The organism is Burkholderiaceae bacterium, from assembly GCA_024235995.1.
Classification (GTDB): domain Bacteria; phylum Pseudomonadota; class Gammaproteobacteria; order Burkholderiales; family Burkholderiaceae_C; genus Ottowia.
The window spans coordinates 769,527-790,414 of record JACKLI010000001.1; the positions used below are offsets into that span (position 1 = coordinate 769,527).

The following is a 20,888-nucleotide window of genomic DNA, read 5'->3' on the forward strand; positions in this document are numbered from 1 at the left end:
AGGCCCGGTTCAGTTCAATTGAACACCTTCCCCGGATTCATGATGTCCAGCGGATCCAGCGCGCGCTTGATGGTGCGCATCAGGTCCACCGCGCCGGCGCCGGCCTCGTCCAGCAGGAAGTCCATCTTGTGCAGGCCCACGCCGTGCTCGCCGCTGCAGGTGCCGCCCAGCGCCAGGGCGCGCGCGACGACCTGGCGGTTGAGCTGCTCGGCGCACGCGCGCTCGGCGTCGTCGTCGGGGTCGATCAGGTAGCCCACGTGGAAGTTGCCGTCGCCCACGTGGCCGACCAGGAAGTAGGGGATGTGGCTGTCGTCGGCTTCCCGCACGCTGTCCAGCAGCGCGTCGGCCAGGCGCGAGATGGGCACGCACACGTCGGTGGTGATGCAGCGGCAGCCGGGGCGGCTTTGCACGCCGGCGAAGTAGGCGTTGTGCCGCGCCGTCCACAGGCGCGAGCGCTCCTCGGGCGTGTCTGCCCATTCGAAGCCGGCGCCGCCGTGCTCGGCCGCGATGGCCTGCACGGTCTCGGTCTGCTCCTTCACGCCGGCGGGCGAGCCGTGGAACTCCATCAGCAGCATGGGCCCCTCGCGCAGCGCGAGCTTGCTGTGCCGGTTGACGATGCGCACGGTGTGCCCGTCCAGCAGCTCGACGCGGGCGATGGGCACGCCCAGCTGGATGATCTGGATCACGGTGTCGACCGCGTCGCCGATGCTGCCGAACGAGCAGATCGCCGCCGCCACCGCCTCGGGCAGCGGGTACACGCGCAGCGTGGCCTCGGTGATGACGCCCAGCGTGCCTTCGCTGCCGACGAACAGGCGCGTCAGGTCGTAGCCGGCGCTGCTTTTCTTGGCGCGCGTGCCGGTGCGGATGGCCTCGCCCGCGGCGGTGACGACCTGCAGCGCCAGCACGTTCTCGCGCATGGTGCCGTAGCGCACGGCGTTGGTGCCGCTGGCGCGCGTGGCGCACATGCCACCCAGGCTGGCGTTGGCGCCGGGGTCGATCGGAAAGAACAGGCCGGTGCTTCTGATCTCGGCGTTGAGCTGCTCGCGCGTGACGCCGGGCTGCACGGTCACCGTCAGGTCCTCGGCGTTGACGCTCAGCACCTTGTTCATGCGGCTGACATCGAGGCTGACGCCGCCCTGCACGGCCAGCAAATGGCCCTCCAGCGAGGAGCCGACGCCGTAGGGAATCACCGGCACTCTGTGTTGCGCGCACAGCCGCACGGCGTCCTGCACGTCGGCTGTGCTTTCGGCAAACACCACGGCGGCCGGCGGCGGCACGGTGGTGAAGGCCGACTCGTCGCGCCCGTGCTGCTCGCGCACCGCCAGGGCGTCGGAGAACTGGGCGCCAAAGCGCGTCTTGAGCGCCTCGATCAGCGCCGGCGGCACGGGGCGCTGATGGACCTGGGGCAGAACGTGGGTGGGCTGGGTGGGGGCGTTCATCGGGGCTCCTGCAGTGTGCGGGCAGTGTACGGCGCCGGGTGCCGCACCGTGGTGCCCACGTGGATGGCGGCCAGCCGCTCTGCGCATGGCGCGGGCCCTCCTGAGTGGCCGATGCGCCAAGCCTGCCGCGGGCGGCCCGCTACCATTGCCCCATGCCCGACCGCTACGCCGTCATCGGCCACCCCATCGCCCACAGCAAGTCGCCCCTGATCCATGGCCTGTTCGCGCAGGCCACGGGGCAGGACATGACGTACGAGGCGATCGACGGTGGCGCCGCGCCGGACGGCTTTGCGCGCGCCGTGCAGGCCTTTCGCGCTGCCGGCGGGCGCGGGCTGAACGTGACCCTGCCCTTCAAGCTGGCGGCGCTGCAACTGGCCGACGAGGCCAGCGTGGACGCGCGCCTGGCGGGCGCGGCCAACACGCTGGTGTTCGAGGGCGCGCACGCGCGGGCGCACAACACCGACGGCCTGGGCCTGGTGCGCGACATCGAGCACAACCTGGGCACGCCGCTGCGCGGCCGGCGGGTGCTGCTGCTGGGTGCGGGCGGCGCCACGCGCGGCGTGGTGCTGCCCCTCGCGCGGGCGGGCGCGGCGCGCATCCTCGTGGCCAACCGCACGGCCGACAAGGCGCGCGCGCTGGCGCACGAGCTGGCGCCGCACCTGGGCGGCGTGGCGCTGGCCGGCTGCGGGCTGGACGCGCTGGCCGGCGCCTTCGACGTCGTCGTCAACGCCACCTCGGCCAGCCTGAGCGGGCAGGCGCCGGCCGTGCCGGCCAGCGCCTTCGCGCCCGGCGCGCTGGCCTACGACATGGTCTACGGCAAGGGGCTGACGCCGTTCCTGGCGCTGGCCCAGTCGGCCGGCTGCGCGCGCGTGGCCGACGGCCTGGGCATGCTGGTGGAGCAGGCGGCCGAGTCCTTCGCGCTGTGGCGCGGCGTGCGGCCCGACACGCGCGCGGTGCTGGCGCGGCTGGCGGTACCGCTGGCCTGACGCACACACATATCCCTGCTGGCAGCGTTCTCCATAATGGCGGACATGAAGCTCCTCGTCCTGCACGGCGTCAACCTCAACATGTTCGGCCAGCGCGATCCGGCGCAGTACGGCACGGCCACGCTGGCCGACATCGACGCCGGGCTGCGCGCGCTGGCGCAGGAGCTGGGCGTCGGCGTGGAGTGCTTCCAGACCAACCACGAGGGCGCGCTGTGCGAGCGCATCCACCAGGCGCACCGCGACGCGGCCGACGGCGTGCTCATCAACGCCGGCGCGTGGACGCACACCAGCATCGCCATCCGCGACGCGCTGGCCATCCTCAAGTGCCCCATCGTCGAGGTGCACATGTCCAACATCCACGCGCGCGAGCCGTTTCGCCACCGCTCCTTCATCGCGCCGATCGCCGCCGGCCAGGTCTGCGGCTTTGGCGTCGATTCATACCTTTTGGGGCTGCGCGCCCTGGTCGGACAAGCGCAGCAAGCTATCAAAAAGTGAGAACACCATGGGCAAACGCCTGACACAGATCGCCACCCGCACGGGCGACGACGGCACCACCGGCCTGGGCAACAACACCCGCGTGTCCAAGGCCAGCGCGCGCCCGCACGCCATGGGCGACGTGGACGAGCTCAACAGCCACATCGGCGTGCTGCTGTGCGAGCCCATGCCGGCCGACGTTCGCGCCCTGCTCACCAGCATCCAGCAGCAGCTGTTCAACCTGGGCGGCGAGCTGTCGATCCCGGGCTTCGAGCTGCTCAAGGACGAGGCGCTGGCCGAGCTGGACGCCGCGCTGGACAAGTACAACGCCACGCTGCCGCGGCTGCAGGAGTTCATCCTGCCCAATGGCACGCGCGCGGCCGCGCAGGCGCACGTGTGCCGCACCGTGGCGCGCCGCGCCGAGCGCGCGGTGGTGGCGCTGGGCCAGCAGGAGGACGTGCGCGCCGCGCCGCGCCGCTACCTCAACCGCCTGTCGGATTTGATGTTCGTGCTGGCGCGCGTGTTCAACCGCGACGCCAGCGGGCACGAGCTGCAGGACGAGGTCTACTGGAAGAGCGACAAGCTGGATCGCACGCAGCACGGCGGGTGACGCGCATGGGGTGAATCCCGGGTGTCCGGGGCGCGTATCGTCCCTTACCATGGTTTCCTTTGTTGCCATACGCAAAAGAGGAGCAAGACGAGATGCGTTTGAAAACCACCCTCGCGGCCGGCCTGATGGCCGGCCTGCTGGCACTGGGCGGCGCCGCCCTGGCCCAGAAGCCGCAATTCATCAACGTGCTGACGGGCGGGCAAAGCGGCGTGTACTACCCGCTGGGCGTGTCGCTGGCGCAGATCTTCGCCAAGGCCGTCCCGGACGCGCGCGCCACGGCGCAGGTCACCAAGGCCTCGGCCGAAAACCTCAACCTGCTGCAGGCGGGGCGCGGCGAGCTGGCGTTTTCGCTCGGCGACGCGGTGGCCGACGCCTGGGCCGGCGACGCCGAGGCGGGCTTCAAGGAGCCGCTGAAGAACCTGCGCGGCTTCTCGGCCACCTACAACAACTACATCCAGATCGTCGCCAGCGAGGACTCGGGCATCAAGACCCTGGCCGACCTGAAGGGCAAGCGCGTGTCGGTGGGCGCGGCCAAGTCGGGCACCGAGCTGAACGCGCGCGCCATCTTCAAGGCCGCCGGCCTGTCGTACAAGGACCTGGCCAAGGTCGAGTACCTGCCGTTCGGCGAGTCGGTGGAGCTGATCAAGAACCGCCAGCTCGACGCCACCCTGCAGTCGGCCGGCCTGGGCGTGGCCTCGATCCGCGATCTGGCCAGCTCGGTCAAGATCCGCGTGGTGGCCGTGCCCAAGGAGGTGGTGGCCAAGATCGGCAGCCCGGCCTACGTGGCCACCGAGATTCCGGCCAACACCTACACCGGCCAGACCGAGGCGGTGCCCACGGTGGCCATCCCCAACTTCCTGGTCACGCAGTCCAAGGTGCCCGACGAGCTGGTCTACCAGATGGCCAAGGCCATGTACGGCAACCTGGACACCCTGTACGCCGCGCACAACGCCGCCAAGGCGATCAAGCTGCAGAACGCGCTGACGGGCATGCCCATTCCGCTGCACCCGGGCGCCGAGCGCTACTTCCGCGAGGCCGGCATCCTGAAGTAAGACGGCCCATGTCCATGGGGTGACGGCCATCGGGAACCGGCGCTGCGAGGCGCCGGTTTTTTGATGGTCGCGCCCTTTGCCTGCAACCCGCGCGATCGAAAGCCCGCCATGACCGATGCCGCCGCCGTCAGCCACACGCCGCTCGACGCTCCCCCCGCCCCCACGCACGACAAACTGGCCTGGCGCAGCGCCGTGTTCTGGGTGGCGCTGGTGTTTTCCAGCTTCCAGGTCATCACGGCCGCCTTCAGCCCCCTCTCCAGCCAGGTGGTGCGGGCGGTGCACGTGGGCTTCGTGCTCCTGATGGTGTTCCTGATCGAGCCGGGCTTCAGCAAGCAGCACGGGGCCCGCCCGGGCTTCAAGCCCCTGGCGTGGCTGCTGGGCCTGGCCGGCCTGGCCACCGGCATCTACCAATGGGTGTTCGAGGCCGACCTGGTGCAGCGCGCCGGCTCGCTGACCGACGCCGACTGGGTGGTGGGCGTGGTGCTGCTGGTGCTGGTGTTCGAGGCCGCGCGCCGCACCATGGGCTGGGCGCTGCCCATCATCTGCGGGCTGTTCCTGGCCTACGGGCTGTGGGGGCAGCACCTGCCGGCGGCCTTCCAGCACCGCGGCTACGGGCTGGACCAGATCATCGGCACGCTGTCCTTCGGCACCGAGGGCCTGTACGGCACGCCGACCTACGTGTCCTCGAGCTACATCTTCCTGTTCATCCTGTTCGGTGCCTTCCTGGAGCAGGCGGGCATGATCCAGCTGTTCACCGACTTCGCCATGGGCACGGTGGGCCACACGCGCGGCGGGCCGGCCAAGGTGGCCGTCATCAGCTCGGGCCTGATGGGCACCATCAACGGCTCGGGCGTGGCCAACGTGGTCACCACGGGGCAGTTCACCATCCCGCTGATGAAGCGCTTCGGCTACTCCAGCGCCTTTGCCGGCGGGGTGGAGGCCACCTCCAGCATGGGCGGGCAGATCATGCCGCCGGTGATGGGGGCGGTGGCCTTCATCATGGCCGAGACGCTGAACATCCCCTACGTGGACGTGTGCAAGGCGGCGGCCATTCCGGCCATCCTCTACTACATCACCGCGTTCTGGATGGTGCACCTGGAGGCCGGGCGCAAGAGCCTGCTGGGCCTGCCCAAGGACGAGTGCCCCGACCCCTGGCTGGCCATCCGGCGCCAGTGGTTTTTGCTGCTGCCGCTGATCGGGCTGGTGGTGCTGCTGTTCTCGGGCTACACGCCGCTGTTTTCGGGCACCGTGGGGCTGGGGCTGACGGCGATCCTGATCTTCGGCGCGGCCTGCATGCAGGGCGTGGGCAGCACGGCGCTGCGGGTGCTGTTCTGGGTGCTGCTGGGCGTGGCCACGGCGGGCTTCTTCAAGTTCGGCGTCGGCATCTTCTTCGTGCTGGTGGCGCTGCTGGCGGCCATCACCTTCGCCATGCACAAGGGTCAGGACGCGCGCCGGCTGGCGGTGCAGGCGCTGGTGGACGGCGCCCACCACGCGCTGCCGGTGGCCATTGCCTGCGCGCTGGTGGGCGTCATCATCGGCATCATCAACCTCACCGGCGTGGCGGCCGAGATGGGCGGCTACGTCATCGCCCTGGGGCGCGACAACCTGCTGCTGGCGCTGGTGCTGACCATGCTGACCTGCCTGGTGCTGGGCATGGGCATTCCCACCATTCCCAACTACATCATCACCAGCTCGCTGGCCGCGCCCATCCTGCTGGAGCTGGGCGTGCCGCTGATCGTCTCGCACATGTTCGTGTTCTATTTCGGCATCATGGCCGACCTGACGCCGCCGGTGGCGCTGGCCGCCTTCGCCGCCGCGCCGATCGCGCGCGAGTCGGGCCTGAAGATCGGCCTGCACGCCATGCGCATCGCCATTGCCGGCTTCATCACGCCCTACATGATGGTGTATTCGCCCGAGCTGCTGCTGCTGGGCGACAGCTGGGGCGCGACGGCTTACGTGGTGGCCAAGGCGTTGGTGGCCATCGGCCTGTGGGGCGCGGCGGCCATCGGCTACCTGCTGACGCCGCTGAACTGGGCCGAGCGCCTGTACTGCCTGCTGGCGGCGTGCTTCCTGGTGGCGGCCGTGCCGTGGACGGACGAAATCGGCTTTGCCGCCACCGCCGCCTTCGCCCTGTGGCACGTGTGGCGCACCCGCCAGGTGCGCGCGGCCGCGCCGGCGTGAGCATTGCCGCCGTCTTGGGCGTGTGCCTGGCGCTGGCCGCCGGCCTGCCGCCGGGCGCCGATGCGGGGGGCGCGCTGCCGGCCGCCCGCGACGCGCGCGTGCGCTTCGTGCCGCAGGCGCGCTTCACCCTGGCGTGGATGCACTCGATCGAGAAAATCCGCTGGGAGGAGGACTACCGGGTGCAGCGCGACGGCGCCGGCCGGCCCCGGCTGCGCCTGGCGCTGGCGCGCATCCAGGGCACCGGCGCCGGCATGGAGCCGCCGCCCGACGCGGTGCGCCGCGGCGCCTGGTACGAGTACGTGCCGGCCGACCAGCCGCAGGGCGCGCTGCGGCTCACCCGCTCGCCCTACACGGCCGACTTCGAGCTGTGCCCGGCCGGCCAGCCGTGCCGGCCGATGGGCGCGTGGCTGCCCTCCGACGGCGGCATCACGCTGCTGTGGGCCTGCGAGCGGGTGGGCCACCGATAGCTATATTGTTGATAGCTATCTTGGATTGTTTGATGCGGGCTACAGGCCGATTTGACGTTCAACCGCGGGGCTTGCGCCGCAGCAGCAAGGCCGCCAGCCCCACCGCGCCAAAGGTGGCGGTGCCGATGCCGCCCAGGGCAAAGCCGCCGAACTTGAGCGTGAAGTCGCCCGTGCCCAGGATCAGCGTGAGCGCGGCGATCAAGAGGTTGGCCGGGTCGGAGAAGTCCACCTTGTTGTCCACCCAGATGCGCGCGCCGGCGATGGCGATCAGGCCGAACACCACGATCGACACGCCGCCCATCACCGGCAGCGGGATGGCCTGGATCAGCGCGCCGAACTTGGGCGAAAAGCCCAGCACCAGCGCCACGATGGCCGCCACGATGAACACCGCCGTGGAGTAGATGCGCGTGGCCGCCATCACGCCGATGTTCTCGGCGTAGGTGGTCACGCCGGTGCCGCCGGCGCTGCCCGAGACCATGGTGGCGATGCCGTCGCCGATGAAGGCGCGGCCCAGGTACGGGTCCAGGTTGCGCCCGGTCATGGCGCTCACGGCCTTGATGTGGCCCAGGTTCTCGGCCACCAGGATCAGCGCCACGGGGGCGATCAGCAGGATGGCCGCGCTGTCGAACACCGGCGCCTGGAACTTCGGCCAGCCGACCCATGCCGCGCTGGCGATGCCCGAGAAGTCCATCGGCTTGCCCAGGCCCATGCCGTTGGTCAGCACCAGGTAGATGGCGGTGGCGATCGCCAGCCCCACCAAAATCAGCAGGCGCTGCACCATGCCGCGCGTGAACACCGCCACCAGCGCCACGCAGACGAAGGTGACGGCCTGCATCCAGCTGTCGAAGCCGCTGGCGGCCATGTTCTTGACCGGGATCGAGGCCAGGTTCAGGCCGATCACCGCCACCACCGCGCCGGTCACCACGGGCGGCATCAGGCGCTCGATCCAGGCCGTGCCGATGGCCTGCACCACCACGCCGATCAGCGCGTAGATCGCCCCGCACACGATGATGGCGCCCAGCGCGACCGGAATGTTGAGGTTGGGCCCCTTGCCCGCATAGGCCGTGGCGGCGATCACCACGCCGATGAAGGCAAAGGACGAGCCCAGGTAGCTGGGCACCTTGCCGCCGGTGACGAAGTAGAAGATGAGCGTGCCGATGCCGCTCATGAAGATCGCCAGGTTGGGGTCGAACCCCATCAGGATGGGCGCCAGCACGGTGGAGCCGAACATCGCCACCACGTGCTGCACGCCCATGGCCGTGGTCTGCGGCCAGGGCAGGCGCTCGTCGGGGGCGATCACCCCCTCGTTGGCCAGTGCCGCGACCGGTTTTTCCTGCCAGTTGAACAGGCTCATCGTCTCCGCTCCTTGGGGGTGGTTGGTGCCCCGAATGGTAGTGGAGGAACGAGCGCTTTAGGGCGCTCGCGCAGGCGCTTTCAGCGCCGGCCGTGCGGCCCGTCGATGTGCCGGTGGGGCGGCGCCGCGCCCGGCGGCGGCGCGTCCGCGTGGCTCAGGCCGGCCAGGATGCCGCAGTGCGCGGTGTCGCTGGCCTGCTGGCAGCGCGCCCGCAGCGCCTTCAGCTGGCGCTCCAGCGCGCGCAGCTCGCGGATGCGGGTGGCGATGTGGCGGATGTGCTCGTCCACCAGCGCATTGACCGCCCCGCAGTCGGCGCCGGGCTCGGCCTGCCAGCGCAGCAGCACGCGAATCTCGTCCAGCGACATGTCCAGCCCGCGCGCCTGGCGGATGAAGGCCAGGCGCTCGGCGTGGCCGGCGTCGTAGTGGCGGTAGTTGTTGCCGGTGCGTGCCGGCACGGGCAGCAGGCCCGCGCGCTCGTAGTAGCGGATGGTGTCGGCCGGGGTGTCGGTCGCCTGGGCCAGTTCGCTGATCTTCATGCGTCCATGGTAAGCCCTTGACCCTGGAGTTGCTCAAGGGTTTCCAATGTCGGCATGAGCACCACCGCCACCATCGACCAGCGGGTCTACCGCATCCCCAACATGGACTGCGCGGCCGAGGAAGCCGAGATTCGCCACGCGCTGCGTGATGTCCAGGGCCTGCGCGGGCTGCGCTTTTATTTGGGCACGCGCGAGCTGCACGTCGAGGCCGCGCCGGGCAGCCTGCCCGCGGTCGAAGCCAGCCTGCGCGCGGCGGGCTTTGCGCCGGCGGACGGCGCGGCCGGGGCCTGCGCGCACGGGCACGCGCATGACCACGAGCACGGGCGCCGTCCGGGCGCCATCGACTGGGGCCGCGCGCTGCTCGCGCCCGGCCTGCCGCGCATCGTGGCCGCGCTGGTGCTGGCGGCGGCGGCCGAGCTGACGCACGCCTTGGCGCCCGCGGCCTGGGCCCCGGCCGGGCTGGGCCTGGCGGTGCTGGCGGTGGCCTTGTCGGGCCTGGCCACCTACGGGAAGGGGCTGCGGGCGCTGCGGCGCGGGCGGCTGAACATCAGCGCCTTGATGACGGTGGCCGTCACCGGCGCGCTGCTGATCGGCCAGTGGCCCGAGGCCGCGATGGTGATGGCCTTGTACGCCCTGGCCGAGCACCTGGAGGCGCGCGCCGTGGATCGCGCGCGCGGGGCCATCGGCGACCTGCTGCGCATGGCGCCCGGCGAGGTGGAGCTGCTGGGCGCCGACGGCGCGTGGCGCACCGTGCCCGCCACGCAGGTGGCGGTGGGCGCGCGGGTGCGCGTCAAGCCCGGCGCGCGGCTGGCGCTGGACGGCGTGGTGCTGGAGGGGCGCAGCGCCATCGACGAGGCGCCCGTCACCGGCGAGAGCCTGCCGGTGGACAAGGGCGCGGGCGACGCGGTGTACGCCGGCACGCTGAACCAGACGGGCCTGCTGGTGCTGCGCGTGACGGCCGCCGCGCGCGACACGCAGCTGGCGCGCATCATCCACGCGGTGGAGCAGGCGCAGGCCAGCCGCGCGCCCACGCAGGCCTTCGTCGACCGCTTCGCCGCCGTCTACACGCCGGTGGTGTTCGTGCTGGCGTTGGCGGTGGCGCTGCTCGGGCCGTGGCTGGTGGGCTGGGCCTGGCATGACGCCGTCTACAAGGCGCTGGTGCTGCTGGTGATCGCCTGCCCCTGCGCGCTGGTGATCGCCACGCCGGTCACCCTGGTCAGCGCGCTGGCGCAGGCGGCGCGGCGCGGCGTGCTGATCAAGGGCGGCGTGCACCTGGAGCGGGCACGCCTGATGAAGGCCGTGGCGCTGGACAAGACCGGCACGCTGACGCTGGGCAGGCCCGCGCTGGTGGCCAGCGAGGCACTGGCCGCCGCGCCGCCGGCCGAGTGGCCGCGCTGGGCCGCCACGCTGGCCGCCGGCTCCAGCCACCCGGTGTCGCGTGCCATTGCCGCCGGCCTGGCCGCGCAAGGCGTGCCGCCGGGCGCGGCCGCCGGCTTGGCCGACGAGCCCGGCAGCGGCGTGAGCGCACACATCGACGGCCAGAACCTGCGCCTGATCGGCTGGCGCGCCGCGCAGGCGCTGGGTCTGGACAGCAACGCCCTGGCCGCGCGCCTGGCGCCGCACCAGGCGCAGGGGCGCAGCGTGTCCCTGCTGGTGCGCGACGGCGAGGTGCTGGCCCTGCTGGCGGTGGCCGACACGGTGAAGGGCCACGCCCGCGAGGCGCTGGCCGAGCTGAAGGCCATGGGCGTGGCCACGGTCATGCTGTCGGGCGACCAGCCCGCCGCCGCGCAGGCGGTGGGACGGGCGGTGGGCGTGGGCCAGGCCGTGGGCGGCCTGCTGCCGCAGGACAAGCTGGCGCGCATCGCGGCGCTGCGGGCCGCCCACGGCCCGACGGCCATGGTGGGCGACGGCATCAACGACGCGCCGGCGCTGGCCAGCGCGGACCTGGGCGTGGCCATGGGCGGCGCCGGCACCGACATCGCCATGGAGGCGGCCGACGTGGTGGTGATGAACGACGACCTGCGCCGCCTGCCCGAGCTGCTGCGCCTGTCGCGCCGCGTGCACGGCGTGCTGTGGCAGAACATCGCGCTGGCGCTGGGCATCAAGGCGGTGTTCCTGGTGCTGGCGCTGGCCGGCGGCGCCACCATGTGGATGGCGGTGTTCGCCGACATGGGCGCCAGCCTGCTGGTGGTGGCCAACGGCCTGCGGCTGTTGCGTCGCTGAACTATCGATTCAATAGCTGCTGGCGCTTGGTGGGTGCTGGCCAGAGCCTTGTTTGATTCGGAATCGGGACGGTCGGTCAAACCCGCCCGAAGGCCCAGCCGCTGGGGGCCTCGGTGCCCTCGATGCGGTCCACCAGCCTGAGCAGCGGCGTCAGCTCGCGGTAGCGCCCGGCCGTGTGGCGGATGTAGGCGATGAAGCGCGGCGCATCCTGCAGGTACTTGGGCTTGCCGTCGCGCAGCGTCAGGCGGGCAAAGATGCCGGCCACCTTCAGGTGGCGCTGCAGGCCCATCCATTCCACCGCGCGCCAGAAGCTGCCGAAGTCGCTGTGCCAGTCCTCGAAGTCCATCAGGCCCAGCTTCCTGGCGCGCTCCCAGTAGCGGATGGTGATGTCGAGCACGAAGTCCTCGTCCCAGCTCAGGAAGGCGTCGCGCATCAGGCTGGCGATGTCGTAGGTGATGGGGCCGTGCACGGCGTCCTGAAAGTCCAGCACCCCGAGCGGGCCGCCATCGGCGCCCACCATCAGGTTGCGCGGCATGAAGTCGCGGTGCACGTAAACCAGCGGCGCCGCCAGGTTGCGTGTCACGATCAGATCGAAGGCCTTGGCCAGCGTCTCGCGCAGCGCGCCATCGACGGCCACGCCGCGGTGGCGCGTGAGGTACCAATCCGGAAACAATTGCAACTCGCGTTGCAGCAGGGCCGTGTCATAAGGCGGCAGCACGCCCGGGCGCGAGGCTTGTTGCCAGGTCAGCAGGGCGTCCAGCGCCTGCTGGTACAGCGGGCGATTTGCTTCGGGCCGCTCGCGGTCGATGGCCTCCATCATGGTGCGCGCGCCCAGGTCGGTCAGCAGCATGAAGCCCTGCGCCTCGTCCCAGGCCAGCACCTTCGGCGCGTTCAGGCCCGCGTCGTGCATGAGCTGCGCCACCCGCACGAAGGGGGCGCAGTTCTCGTGCGCTGGCGGGGCGTCCATGATGATGCGCGTGCCGCCGTCGGCCGCGCCGATGCGTAGGTAGCGCCGAAAGCTCGCGTCGGCCGAGGCGATGTGCAGGCTGTCCGGGCGCAGGCCGTGCACGCCGGCCTGGGTGTCGAGCCAGCGCTCGAAGGCCTGCTGGCGGGCCGGATCGGCCCACGACGGGGCGGCGGATGGCGGGGTGGGCGCGGCGGGGCTCATGGATAATCGATTCTAGGGCGCGCCTGGACGGCGCGCCGTCTGCTTGCTGCCCGTGCCTGACCGCTCTTCTTCCCGTGGCTTCGATGGTCCGCGCCGGCCACCCCCGCTTGTGCGGCCGGTGGTGGCCGCGGCGCTGGCGTGCCTGGCTGGGGTGGCGCTGGCGCAGCCCGCCGCGCAGCCGGACGAGGCGCCGCTGCGGCTGCGCGCCACGCCCATGCTGGCCGAGAAGCTGCCGCCGGGCCAGCCCTCGGCGATCTTCGTGTCGGGCGACGAGATCACCGGCCGCGCCGACCTGGAGACCACGGTGCAAGGCCATGCCGAGCTGCGCCGCCCGGGCCTGGCGGTGTGGGGCGACACGCTCGGCTTCGACCAGGGCACGGACGTGGCGACGGCCATCGGCCACGTGCGGGTCAACTCCAAGGGCGACCGCTACACCGCGCGCGAGGGGCAGTTGCAGGTCGATGCCTTCGAGGGCTTTCTGCTGCAGCCCACGTACCGCCTGCTGGTCAACGACGCGCACGGCGACGCCGCGCGCATCGACTTCCAGGACCGCGACCGCGCCACGCTGACCGAGGCCAACTACACCACCTGCGTGCGGCCCGGGCCCGACTGGGTGCCCGACTGGATCCTGCGCGCCGACAAGCTGACGCTGGACCGCGAGGACGACGTGGGCCAGGCCGAAGGCGCGGTGCTGGACTTCAAGGGCGTGCCCATCCTGCCGGTGCCTTCGCTGCGCTTTCCGCTCAGCGACGCGCGCCAGTCGGGCTGGCTGCCGCCCACCATGGGGCTGGACAGCACCAGCGGCCTGCTGCTGTCCGTGCCCTGGTACTGGAACATCGCGCCCAACCGCGACGCCACCTTCACGCCCACCGTGATGTCGCGCCGCGGGGTGGAGCTGGGCGGCGAGTTCCGCTACCTCGAGAACAACTACCAGGGCAGCGCGGCCGGCAACCTGATGCCGGGCGACCGCCTGCGCCAGCGCACGCGCTGGGGCCTGTTCACGCGGCACAGCGGCACCTACGAGACGGGCCTGTCCAGCGTCGGCAGCCTGGGCCTGGCGCTCAACCTCAACCGCGTGAGCGACAACGACTACTGGCGCGACTTCAACGGCCGCGGCATGCCGCTGACCACGCGCCTGCTGGCCAGCGACGGCGGGCTGTCGTGGGGGCGCGGCGACTGGTCGGTCAACCTGCGCGCGCTCAAGTGGCAGACGCTGCAGGACGTGACGGCGCCCATCGTGCCGCCGTACGACCGCCTGCCGCAGCTGAGTGCGCGCTGGGGCCGCATGAACGACGGCGGGCTGGACTATTCGGTCGACCTCGATGCGACGCGCTTTCGCGCCGACTCGTTCTGGACCGGGCAGCCCAACGCCGACCGCGAGTTCGTGCATGCCCAGCTGTCGCGCCCGGTGCTGCGGCCCTGGGGCTTCTTCACGCCCAAGGTGCAGCTGCACGCCAGCCATTACCAGTTCGACCGTCCGCTGGCCGACGGCCGCACCGCGGCGGGCCGCGTGCTGCCCACGCTCAGCCTGGACAGCGGCCTGGTGTTCGAGCGCGACGCCCGCTACTTCGGCCGCGCCTTCACGCAGACGCTGGAGCCGCGCCTGAAGTACGTCTACACGCCGTACCGCGACCAGAATGGGCTGCCCAACTACGACAGCGGCCTGTACGACTTCAACTTCGCCACCATCTGGGCCGACAACATCTTTGCCGGCAACGACCGCATCGTCGACAACAACCTCATCACCGCCGGCCTGACCAGCCGGCTGCTCGACCCGCAGACCGGCGCCGAGGCGCTGCGCCTGTCGGTGGCGCAACGCTACCGCTTCACCCCGCAGCAGGTGGTGCTGCCCGGCGGCGCGCCGTCGGACAAGGGCCTGTCGGACCTGATGCTGGGCGCCGGCATCACCTGGGACCCGCACTGGGCCTTCGACTCGGTGGTGCAGTACAACCGCGAGACCAACCGCTCCACGCGCACCACGGTGCAGGCGCGCTATTCGCCGGGCCCGTTCCGCACCCTCAGCGCGGCCTACCGCCTGCAGCGCGACCTGGCCAACGAGTCGGTCGACGTGGGCTGGCAGTGGCCCCTGGGCGGCGGCCCGGGCGGGCGCGGCGAACTGGGCACCACGCGCCAGGGCGGCGGCAGCTGCAGCGGGCGCTGGTACAGCGTCGGGCGCTTGAACTACAGCATGAACGACCGCCGCCTGATCGAGGGGCTGCTGGGCTTCGAATACGATGCGGGCTGCTGGATCGGCCGCGTGGTGCTGGAGAAGGTCAACAGCTCGCTGACCTCGTCGACCAAGCGCATCATGTTCCAGCTGGAGCTGGTCGGCCTCTCGCGTCTGGGATCGAGCCCGCTGCGCAGCCTGCGCAACAGCATTCCCCACTATCAACTGCTGCGCCAGGAAACCACTTCACCGAGCCGGTTCACCGACTATGAATAAGCCCCTCCTGCATCGACACCTCCTGGCCTGGGCCGCCGTGGCCGTGCTGGCGGGCCTGGCCGCGCCGGCGCAGGCCCAGTCCTCCGCCGCCGACGGCAAGCGCGCGGCCCAACGGTCCGGCAAGCCGGCCAAGGCCAAGGCGGCGGCCGTCCAGCCCAAACCCAAGGCCAAGACGCCCGCCGGGGCGGCGGCCGCGCCGGCAGCTGCTGCGGCCGCCGTGCCCGCTGCAGCGGCATCCGCCCCGGCGGCCCCCAGCCCGGCCGACTACATCGTCGCCGTGGTCAACACCGAGCCCATCACCAACAACGAGGTGCGCGCGCGCGTGGCGCGGGCCCTGCGCGAGATGGGCGAGCGCGGCATGGTGCCGCCGCCCGCCGCCAGCCTGCGCCAGCAGATGCTCGAGCGCCTGATCTCCGAGCGCGCCCAGCTGCAGTACGCGCGCGAACTGGGTTTGAGCGTGGACGACGCCACCCTGGCGCAGGCCGAGCTGTCCATTGCCCGCCAGAACCACCTGGCCACCGTGCCCGAACTGCACCAGCGCATCGAGCAGGAGGGCATCTCGGTCAAGGACTTCCAGGCCGACGTGCGCAACCAGGTGCTGCTGTCGCGCCTGCGCGAGCGCGAGATCGAGCCGCGCATCCGCGTGAGCGACGCCGACGTCGACGCCTACATCCGCGAGCAGACCGGCGCGCGCACGGCGGTGCCCGAGCTCAACCTGGCCATGATCCTGGTCGAGGTGCCCGAGCACGCCAGCGCCGACGACGTCGCCAGGCTGCAAAAGCGCGCGGATGAGGCGGCCGAGAAGGCGCGCGCGGGCGAGGACTTCGCCAAGCTGGCGGCCGAATACTCCGACGCCAACAACCGCGGCCGCGACGGCGGCGTGCTGGGCCTGCACCCGCTGGACAAATACCCCGAGCTGTTCGTCAAGAGCACCCAGGGCGCGCCCGTGGGCGGCATCGTCGGGCCGGTGCGCTCGCCGGCCGGCTTTCACGTGCTGAAGGTGCTGGAGCGCAAGGTCAACCGCGAGCTGCCCGAGGTCAAGATCCCGCTCACCCACGTGCGCGGCATCACGCTCAAGGTCGGCCCCGCCCAAAGCCTGCAGGTGGCCCGCGAGCGCCTGGCCGACTTCAAGCGCCGCGTCGAGTCCGGCCAGGCCAGCTTCGAGCAGCTGGCGCGCCAGTACTCGCAGGACGATGCCGCCGCCGCCGGGGGCGACCTGGGCTGGGTGCCGCCCGGCCAGTTCGTGCCCCAACTCGAACGCGTGGTCGGCAACCTGGACGCCGGCCAGATCGGCGATCCGGTCGTCACCCCCGCCGGCGTGCAGCTGGTGCAGGTCGAGGGCCGGCGCGAGCAGGTGCTCACCAGCGCGCAGCAGCGCCAGCTGGCGCGCAACGTGCTGCGCGAGAAGAAAGCCGAGGAAGCCTTCGACACCTGGTCCCAGGAGGTGCGCGGGCGCGCCTACGTCGAGTTGCGCGATCCCCCCCGGTGAAACACATCCCCCGCAAGCGCTTCGGCCAGCACTTTCTGGCCGACCCGGCCGTCATCGACGCCATCGTCCGCGCGATCGACCCGCGGCCGGGGCAGGCCGTGGTCGAGATCGGCCCCGGCCTGGCGGCGTTGACCCAGCCGCTGGCCGAGCGGCTGGGGCGCCTGACGGTGATCGAGCTGGACCGCGACCTGGCCGCGCGCCTGCGTGCGCACCCGCAGCTCTCGGTCATCGAATCCGATGTGTTGAAAGTCGATTTTGCCCAGGTGAAACAAGCGCTGGCAGCTAGCAAAATCAGAGTCGTTGGCAACCTGCCCTACAACATCTCCAGCCCCATCCTGTTTCACCTGCTGCCCTTTGCCGGCTGCATCGAAGACCAGCACTTCATGCTGCAAAAGGAAGTCATCGACCGCATGGTGGCGCAGCCGGCCACCGCCGACTATGGGCGCCTGTCGGTCATGCTGCAGTGGCGCTACGCGATGGAAAACGTGCTGACGGTGCCGCCCGAAGCGTTCGAGCCACCGCCGCGCGTGATGAGCGCCGTGGTGCGCATGCTGCCGCGCGCCGACTTCGCGCCGATCGACCCGGCCCTGCTGTCCGAGCTGGTGCAGGTCGCCTTCAGCCAGCGGCGCAAGCTGTTGCGCCACACCCTGGGCCAGTGGCTGGATGCGCGCTCGTTTGGCGGCGCATTCGACGTGCGGCGGCGCGCCGAGGAGGTGCCGGTGGACGAGTACCTGGCGCTGGCTTTGGCGCTGGTGTGATCAGTTCAGAGCCATCGACAGCTTGCGCCGGTAGCTCGACAGCAGCTCGGCCTGCGGGTCCTGCTGCTGCGCGGCCTTGCCGGTCAGCTCGATGCCGCCGGCGCTCTTGCCATCGGCGCCGGCGCCGGGTTTTTGCGGCGGCGGGGTGAGCAGCTCCAGGATGGCGACGTAGGTCTTGCGCGCGGCCTCGTCGTTCCACTTCTTGTCGCGCAGGATGATCTCCAGCAGCTCGTCCATGCTGGCCGTCCACTGGCCCTCGGCCAGCAGGGCCTGGGCCTTGGCGAAGCGGGTGTCGAAGTCGCGCTTGTTCTGGGCGATGGCCGCGTCGAACTGCTCGATAGGCCAGTTGCCGCGCTCGTCCTGGTGCACGAAGCGCACCGCCTGCAGCCAGCGGTCCAGCGCGTCGAAGCGTAGCGGGCGCGGCTCGCGCGCCAGCGGCTCCTGCAAGGTGGCGGCGGCTTCGTCCAGGCCGCCGGTGGCGATCAAGAGGCGCGCGTAGTCGAAGCGCGCGTCGTCGTTGGCCGGGTCGTGCGCCAGCGCGTCGGCCAGCTTGGCCAGCGCGGCCTGGGTGTCGCCCGCCTCGAGCAATTCGTCGGCCTCGTCGGCCTGGGCCTCGGCCACCAGCGCGTCCTCGCTGGGCACGTGCTTGTCCAGGAACTGCCGCACCTGGCCGGCCGGCAGCGCGCCCATGAAGCCGTCCACCGGCTGGCCGCCCTTGAGCAGGATGCAGGTGGGGATGGAGCGGATGCCGAAGGCCCCGGCCAGCTGCTGCTCCTGGTCGGAGTCGATCTTGACCAGCTTGAAGCGCCCGGCGTATTCGCTTTCCAGCTGCTCCAGGATGGGCCCCAGCGTCTTGCACGGGCCGCACCAGGGCGCCCAGAAGTCCACCAGCACGGGGGTTTGCATCGAGGCGGCGATCACCTCGGTTTCGAAGTTTTGTACGGTGACGTCGATCATGGTCAGGAATGTGCGGGCAAAATCGGGCTATGCAACCGGCCATTGTGCAATACCCATGACATCTCCTCTCATCGGCGTGGTGATGGGTTCCAGCAGCGACTGGGACACCATGCAGCACGCCGTGCACATCCTGCAGCAGTTCGGCGTGGCGCACGAGGCGCGCGTGGTGTCGGCCCACCGCATGCCGGACGACCTGTTCGCCTACGCCGAAGCGGCCGAGCCGCGCGGCCTGCGCGCCATCATCGCCGGCGCCGGCGGCGCGGCGCACCTGCCCGGCATGCTGGCGGCCAAGACCGTGGTGCCGGTGCTGGGCGTGCCGGTGGCCTCGCGCCACCTGCAGGGCGTGGATTCGCTGCACTCCATCGTGCAGATGCCCAAGGGCGTGCCGGTGGCGACGTTTGCCATCGGCACGGCCGGCGCGGCCAACGCGGCGCTGTTTGCGGTGGCGCTGCTGGCGGCGTACGACGCGGCGCTGCGCGAGCGGCTGCACGCCTTTCGGGCCGAGCAGACCGCGGCGGCGCGGGCCATGACGCTGCCGCCGGCAGAGCCGCGATGAGCGGGCCGATCTTGCCAGGGCTGGGGGCCGATGGCCGCCCGGCCACGCTGGGCGTGCTGGGGGGCGGCCAGCTGGGACGCATGTTCGTGCATGCGGCGCAGGCCCTCGGCTACGAGACGGTGGTGCTCGACCCCGACCGCGCCAGCCCCGCCGGGCGCGTCAGCCACCGCTTCATCCAGGCCGACTACCGCGACGCCAACGCCCTGCGCGAGCTGGCCGCGCGCGCCCACGCCATCACCACCGAGTTCGAGAACGTGCCCGCCGAGGCGCTGGCCGAGCTGGCGCGCACGCGCGCCGTGTCGCCGCCGGCCGACTGCGTGGCCATCGCGCAGGACCGCATCCGCGAGAAGGCGCACTTCGCCCGCTGCGCGGCGGCCAGCGGCGTGGCGCCGGCGCCGCACGCGGTGATCGAGTCCGAGGCCGACCTGGCCGCCGTGCCCGACGCCCTGCTGCCCGGCATCCTCAAGTCGGCGCGCCTGGGCTACGACGGCAAGGGCCAGGCCCGCGTGGCCACGCGCGCCGAGCTGGCCGATGCCTGGCAGCGCATGGGCGGCGTGGCCTGCGTGCTGGAGCAGCGGCTGCCGCTGGCCCTGGAGTGCTCGGTGATCGTCGCGCGCGGCGCCGACGGCACGGTGGTCAGCCTGCCGGTGCAGCGCAACCTGCACCGCGGCGGCATCCTGGCCGTGACCGAGGTTTTTGAGCAAAATCTGCCTGAAGCCCTGATCGAACAAGCGCAAGCAGCTACCAAAAACATAGTCAACGAGCTGGGCTACGTGGGCGTGCTGTGCGTCGAATACTTCGTGCTGCAGGACGGCACCCTGGTCGTCAACGAGATGGCGCCGCGCCCGCACAACAGCGGCCACTACACGGTGGACGCCTGCGATCTGTCGCAGTTCGACCTGCAGGTGCGCACCCTGGCCGGCCTGCCCCTGCCCGCGCCGCGCCAGCACAGCGCCGCCGTCATGCTCAACCTGCTGGGCGAGCTGTGGTTCGACGCCGCCGGCGCCCCGCGCCAGCCGCCCTGGGCCGAGGTCCTGGCGCTGCCCGGCGCGCGCCTGCACCTGTATGGCAAGGCCCAGGCGCGGCCCGGCCGCAAGATGGGGCACCTGACCTTCATCGGCCCTGACGCCGCCGGCGTGCGCCAGCAGGCCCTGCGCGCGGCGGCGCTGCTGGGCATCGAGGCCTGGTGATGATCCTCGACGGCCAGCAGCCCGAATCGATCGCCCGCGCCGCCGACGCCCTGGCCGCGGGCCAGCTCATCGGCCTGCCGACCGAGACCGTGTACGGCCTGGCCGCCGATGCCGATAACGAAGCGGCGGTGAGCCAGATCTATGCCATCAAGGGCCGGCCGTCCGACCACCCGCTGATCGTGCACGTGGGTGCCGCCGCCGAGGTGCCGCGCTTTGCCGCCGCCGTGCCGCCGTTCGCCCAGCGCCTGATCGACACCTGCTGGCCCGGCCCGCTCACCCTCATCCTGCCGCGCCAGCCGGGCGTGGCCGGCGCGGCGGCCGGCGGCCAGCCCACGGTGGGCCTGCGCTGCCCGGCGCACCCGGTGGCGCAGGCGCTGCTGGCGGCCTGCGCGGCGCGCGGCGTGCATGGCCTGGCGGCGCCCAGCGCCAACCGCTTCGGCCGCGTCAGCCCCACCACGGCGCCGCACGTGGCGGCCGAGTTTGGCGACGAACTGCTGGTGCTCGACGGCGGCCCCTGCGCGGTCGGCATCGAGTCCACCATCGTCGACTGCACGCGCGGCGCGCCGGTGCTGCTGCGGCCCGGGCAACTGGCGCGCGCCGACATCGAGCGCGCTGCCGGCCAGCGCCTGCGCACCCGCGACGAGCTGGGCGCGCCCGACCCCAAGGCCTCGGGCACGCTGGCCGCGCACTACGCGCCGCGCGCGCGCGTGCGCCTGATGAGCGCGGCCGAGCTGCGCACCGCGCTGCAGTTGCTGGGCGCCGACGCGCGCCACATCGCCGTGTGGGCGCGCGCGCCGCTGGCCTCGCCCAGCGCGCACCTGCTGCTGCGCCGCATGCCCGACGACGCCGGCGCCGCCGCGCAGCAGCTGTTTGCCGTGCTGCGCGGCTTCGACGACGCGCAGGCGCGCCTGATCTGGGTCGAGACGCCGCCGCCCGATGCCGCCTGGGACGGCGTGCGCGACCGCCTGCAGCGCGCCACCGCGGCGGGCTGACCCTGCCCGCGCA

General features: G+C 71.9%; 18 protein-coding genes. 13 read left to right on the forward strand and 5 right to left on the reverse strand.

The window, feature by feature from the left end; genetic code table 11:
• Positions 1–14: 14 nt before the first annotated feature.
• Positions 15–1,439, reverse strand: coding sequence for an FAD-binding protein (locus tag H6927_03855; GenBank protein MCP5217223.1), 1,425 nt, complete (start codon positions 1,437–1,439; stop codon positions 15–17).
• Positions 1,440–1,591: 152 nt separating this feature from the next.
• Here H6927_03855 and aroE point away from each other — a divergent pair, with 152 nt between their 5' ends.
• The 6 genes from aroE to H6927_03885 all read left to right on the forward strand — a co-directional run bounded on the left by aroE (position 1,592) and on the right by H6927_03885 (position 7,209).
• A complete protein-coding gene (aroE, locus tag H6927_03860) occupies positions 1,592–2,425 on the forward strand; it encodes a shikimate dehydrogenase (GenBank protein ID MCP5217224.1) in 834 nt (277 codons plus the stop codon).
• A gap of 45 nt (positions 2,426–2,470) precedes the next feature.
• Positions 2,471–2,920, forward strand: coding sequence for a type II 3-dehydroquinate dehydratase (aroQ, locus tag H6927_03865; protein MCP5217225.1), 450 nt, complete (start codon positions 2,471–2,473; stop codon positions 2,918–2,920).
• A 7-nt stretch (positions 2,921–2,927) separates the two neighbouring features.
• On the forward strand, positions 2,928–3,509 hold the full coding sequence (locus H6927_03870) for a cob(I)yrinic acid a,c-diamide adenosyltransferase (protein MCP5217226.1): 582 nt from the start codon (positions 2,928–2,930) through the stop codon (positions 3,507–3,509).
• Between the two features lie 92 nt (positions 3,510–3,601).
• Entirely contained in the window at positions 3,602–4,561 is a 960-nt protein-coding gene (locus H6927_03875; GenBank protein ID MCP5217227.1) for a TAXI family TRAP transporter solute-binding subunit, read from the forward strand.
• Between the two features lie 108 nt (positions 4,562–4,669).
• The gene (locus H6927_03880) at positions 4,670–6,742 is read left to right on the forward strand and encodes a TRAP transporter permease (protein ID MCP5217228.1); all 2,073 of its coding nucleotides are present in this window, start codon (positions 4,670–4,672) and stop codon (positions 6,740–6,742) included.
• Positions 6,743–6,879: 137 nt separating this feature from the next.
• On the forward strand, positions 6,880–7,209 hold the full coding sequence (locus tag H6927_03885) for a DUF1850 domain-containing protein (GenBank protein MCP5217229.1): 330 nt from the start codon (positions 6,880–6,882) through the stop codon (positions 7,207–7,209).
• Positions 7,210–7,267: 58 nt separating this feature from the next.
• Here H6927_03885 and H6927_03890 read toward each other — a convergent pair whose 3' ends face one another.
• Positions 7,268–8,563, reverse strand: coding sequence for a pyrimidine utilization transport protein G (locus tag H6927_03890; protein MCP5217230.1), 1,296 nt, complete (start codon positions 8,561–8,563; stop codon positions 7,268–7,270).
• 80 nt (positions 8,564–8,643) lie between these two features.
• Positions 8,644–9,099, reverse strand: coding sequence for a Cd(II)/Pb(II)-responsive transcriptional regulator (gene cadR / locus H6927_03895; GenBank protein MCP5217231.1), 456 nt, complete (start codon positions 9,097–9,099; stop codon positions 8,644–8,646).
• 102 nt (positions 9,100–9,201) lie between these two features.
• Here cadR and H6927_03900 point away from each other — a divergent pair, with 102 nt between their 5' ends.
• Entirely contained in the window at positions 9,202–11,322 is a 2,121-nt protein-coding gene (locus H6927_03900; GenBank protein MCP5217232.1) for a cation-translocating P-type ATPase, read from the forward strand.
• 76 nt (positions 11,323–11,398) lie between these two features.
• Here H6927_03900 and H6927_03905 read toward each other — a convergent pair whose 3' ends face one another.
• The gene (locus H6927_03905) at positions 11,399–12,490 is read right to left on the reverse strand and encodes a phosphotransferase (GenBank protein ID MCP5217233.1); all 1,092 of its coding nucleotides are present in this window, start codon (positions 12,488–12,490) and stop codon (positions 11,399–11,401) included.
• 109 nt (positions 12,491–12,599) lie between these two features.
• On the opposite strand from H6927_03905, the gene H6927_03910 reads away from it, so the two are divergent.
• The 3 genes from H6927_03910 to rsmA are packed head-to-tail and all read left to right on the forward strand — an operon-like array spanning position 12,600 to position 17,180.
• Complete coding sequence (locus H6927_03910; protein MCP5217234.1) at positions 12,600–14,933, forward strand: LPS-assembly protein LptD; 2,334 nt, start codon at positions 12,600–12,602, stop codon at positions 14,931–14,933.
• A 7-nt stretch (positions 14,934–14,940) separates the two neighbouring features.
• Positions 14,941–16,422, forward strand: a complete 1,482-nt coding sequence (locus tag H6927_03915; GenBank protein ID MCP5217235.1) for a peptidylprolyl isomerase — start codon at positions 14,941–14,943, stop codon at positions 16,420–16,422.
• Positions 16,419–17,180, forward strand: coding sequence for a 16S rRNA (adenine(1518)-N(6)/adenine(1519)-N(6))-dimethyltransferase RsmA (gene rsmA / locus H6927_03920; protein ID MCP5217236.1), 762 nt, complete (start codon positions 16,419–16,421; stop codon positions 17,178–17,180). The genes H6927_03915 and rsmA overlap by 4 nt, the downstream gene beginning before the upstream one ends.
• On the opposite strand, the gene trxA is transcribed toward rsmA, so the two are convergent.
• A complete protein-coding gene (gene trxA, locus H6927_03925; protein MCP5217237.1) occupies positions 17,181–18,137 on the reverse strand; it encodes a thioredoxin in 957 nt (318 codons plus the stop codon).
• A gap of 55 nt (positions 18,138–18,192) precedes the next feature.
• On the opposite strand from trxA, the gene purE reads away from it, so the two are divergent.
• The 3 genes from purE to H6927_03940 are packed head-to-tail and all read left to right on the forward strand — an operon-like array spanning position 18,193 to position 20,875.
• Positions 18,193–18,693 (forward strand): 5-(carboxyamino)imidazole ribonucleotide mutase, encoded by a 501-nt coding sequence (gene purE / locus H6927_03930; GenBank protein ID MCP5217238.1) that lies wholly within the window; start codon positions 18,193–18,195, stop codon positions 18,691–18,693.
• Positions 18,690–19,883: a 5-(carboxyamino)imidazole ribonucleotide synthase gene (locus tag H6927_03935; GenBank protein MCP5217239.1), complete on the forward strand. Its 1,194-nt coding sequence runs from the start codon at positions 18,690–18,692 to the stop codon at positions 19,881–19,883. Before purE ends, H6927_03935 begins: the two co-directional genes overlap by 4 nt.
• Positions 19,883–20,875 carry a threonylcarbamoyl-AMP synthase gene (locus H6927_03940; protein MCP5217240.1) on the forward strand — a complete coding sequence of 331 codons (993 nt, stop codon included), beginning with the start codon at positions 19,883–19,885 and terminating at the stop codon, positions 20,873–20,875. Before H6927_03935 ends, H6927_03940 begins: the two co-directional genes overlap by 1 nt.
• The last annotated feature ends 13 nt before the right edge of the window (positions 20,876–20,888 follow it).

Excerpts from the sequence above, each read along its gene's own strand:
- H6927_03855 (MCP5217223.1), bottom strand. The coding sequence starts at position 1,439 with ATGAACGCCCCCACCCAGCCCACCCACGTTCTGCCCCAGGTCCATCAG.
- aroE (MCP5217224.1), top strand. The coding sequence starts at position 1,592 with ATGCCCGACCGCTACGCCGTCATCGGCCACCCCATCGCCCACAGCAAG.
- aroQ (MCP5217225.1), top strand. The coding sequence starts at position 2,471 with ATGAAGCTCCTCGTCCTGCACGGCGTCAACCTCAACATGTTCGGCCAG.
- H6927_03870 (MCP5217226.1), top strand. The coding sequence starts at position 2,928 with ATGGGCAAACGCCTGACACAGATCGCCACCCGCACGGGCGACGACGGC.
- H6927_03875 (MCP5217227.1), top strand. The coding sequence starts at position 3,602 with ATGCGTTTGAAAACCACCCTCGCGGCCGGCCTGATGGCCGGCCTGCTG.
- H6927_03880 (MCP5217228.1), top strand. The coding sequence starts at position 4,670 with ATGACCGATGCCGCCGCCGTCAGCCACACGCCGCTCGACGCTCCCCCC.
- H6927_03885 (MCP5217229.1), top strand. The coding sequence starts at position 6,880 with ATGCACTCGATCGAGAAAATCCGCTGGGAGGAGGACTACCGGGTGCAG.
- H6927_03890 (MCP5217230.1), bottom strand. The coding sequence starts at position 8,563 with ATGAGCCTGTTCAACTGGCAGGAAAAACCGGTCGCGGCACTGGCCAAC.
- cadR (MCP5217231.1), bottom strand. The coding sequence starts at position 9,099 with ATGAAGATCAGCGAACTGGCCCAGGCGACCGACACCCCGGCCGACACC.
- H6927_03900 (MCP5217232.1), top strand. The coding sequence starts at position 9,202 with ATGGACTGCGCGGCCGAGGAAGCCGAGATTCGCCACGCGCTGCGTGAT.
- H6927_03905 (MCP5217233.1), bottom strand. The coding sequence starts at position 12,490 with ATGAGCCCCGCCGCGCCCACCCCGCCATCCGCCGCCCCGTCGTGGGCC.
- trxA (MCP5217237.1), bottom strand. The coding sequence starts at position 18,137 with ATGATCGACGTCACCGTACAAAACTTCGAAACCGAGGTGATCGCCGCC.
- purE (MCP5217238.1), top strand. The coding sequence starts at position 18,193 with ATGACATCTCCTCTCATCGGCGTGGTGATGGGTTCCAGCAGCGACTGG.
- H6927_03935 (MCP5217239.1), top strand. The coding sequence starts at position 18,690 with ATGAGCGGGCCGATCTTGCCAGGGCTGGGGGCCGATGGCCGCCCGGCC.
- H6927_03940 (MCP5217240.1), top strand. The coding sequence starts at position 19,883 with ATGATCCTCGACGGCCAGCAGCCCGAATCGATCGCCCGCGCCGCCGAC.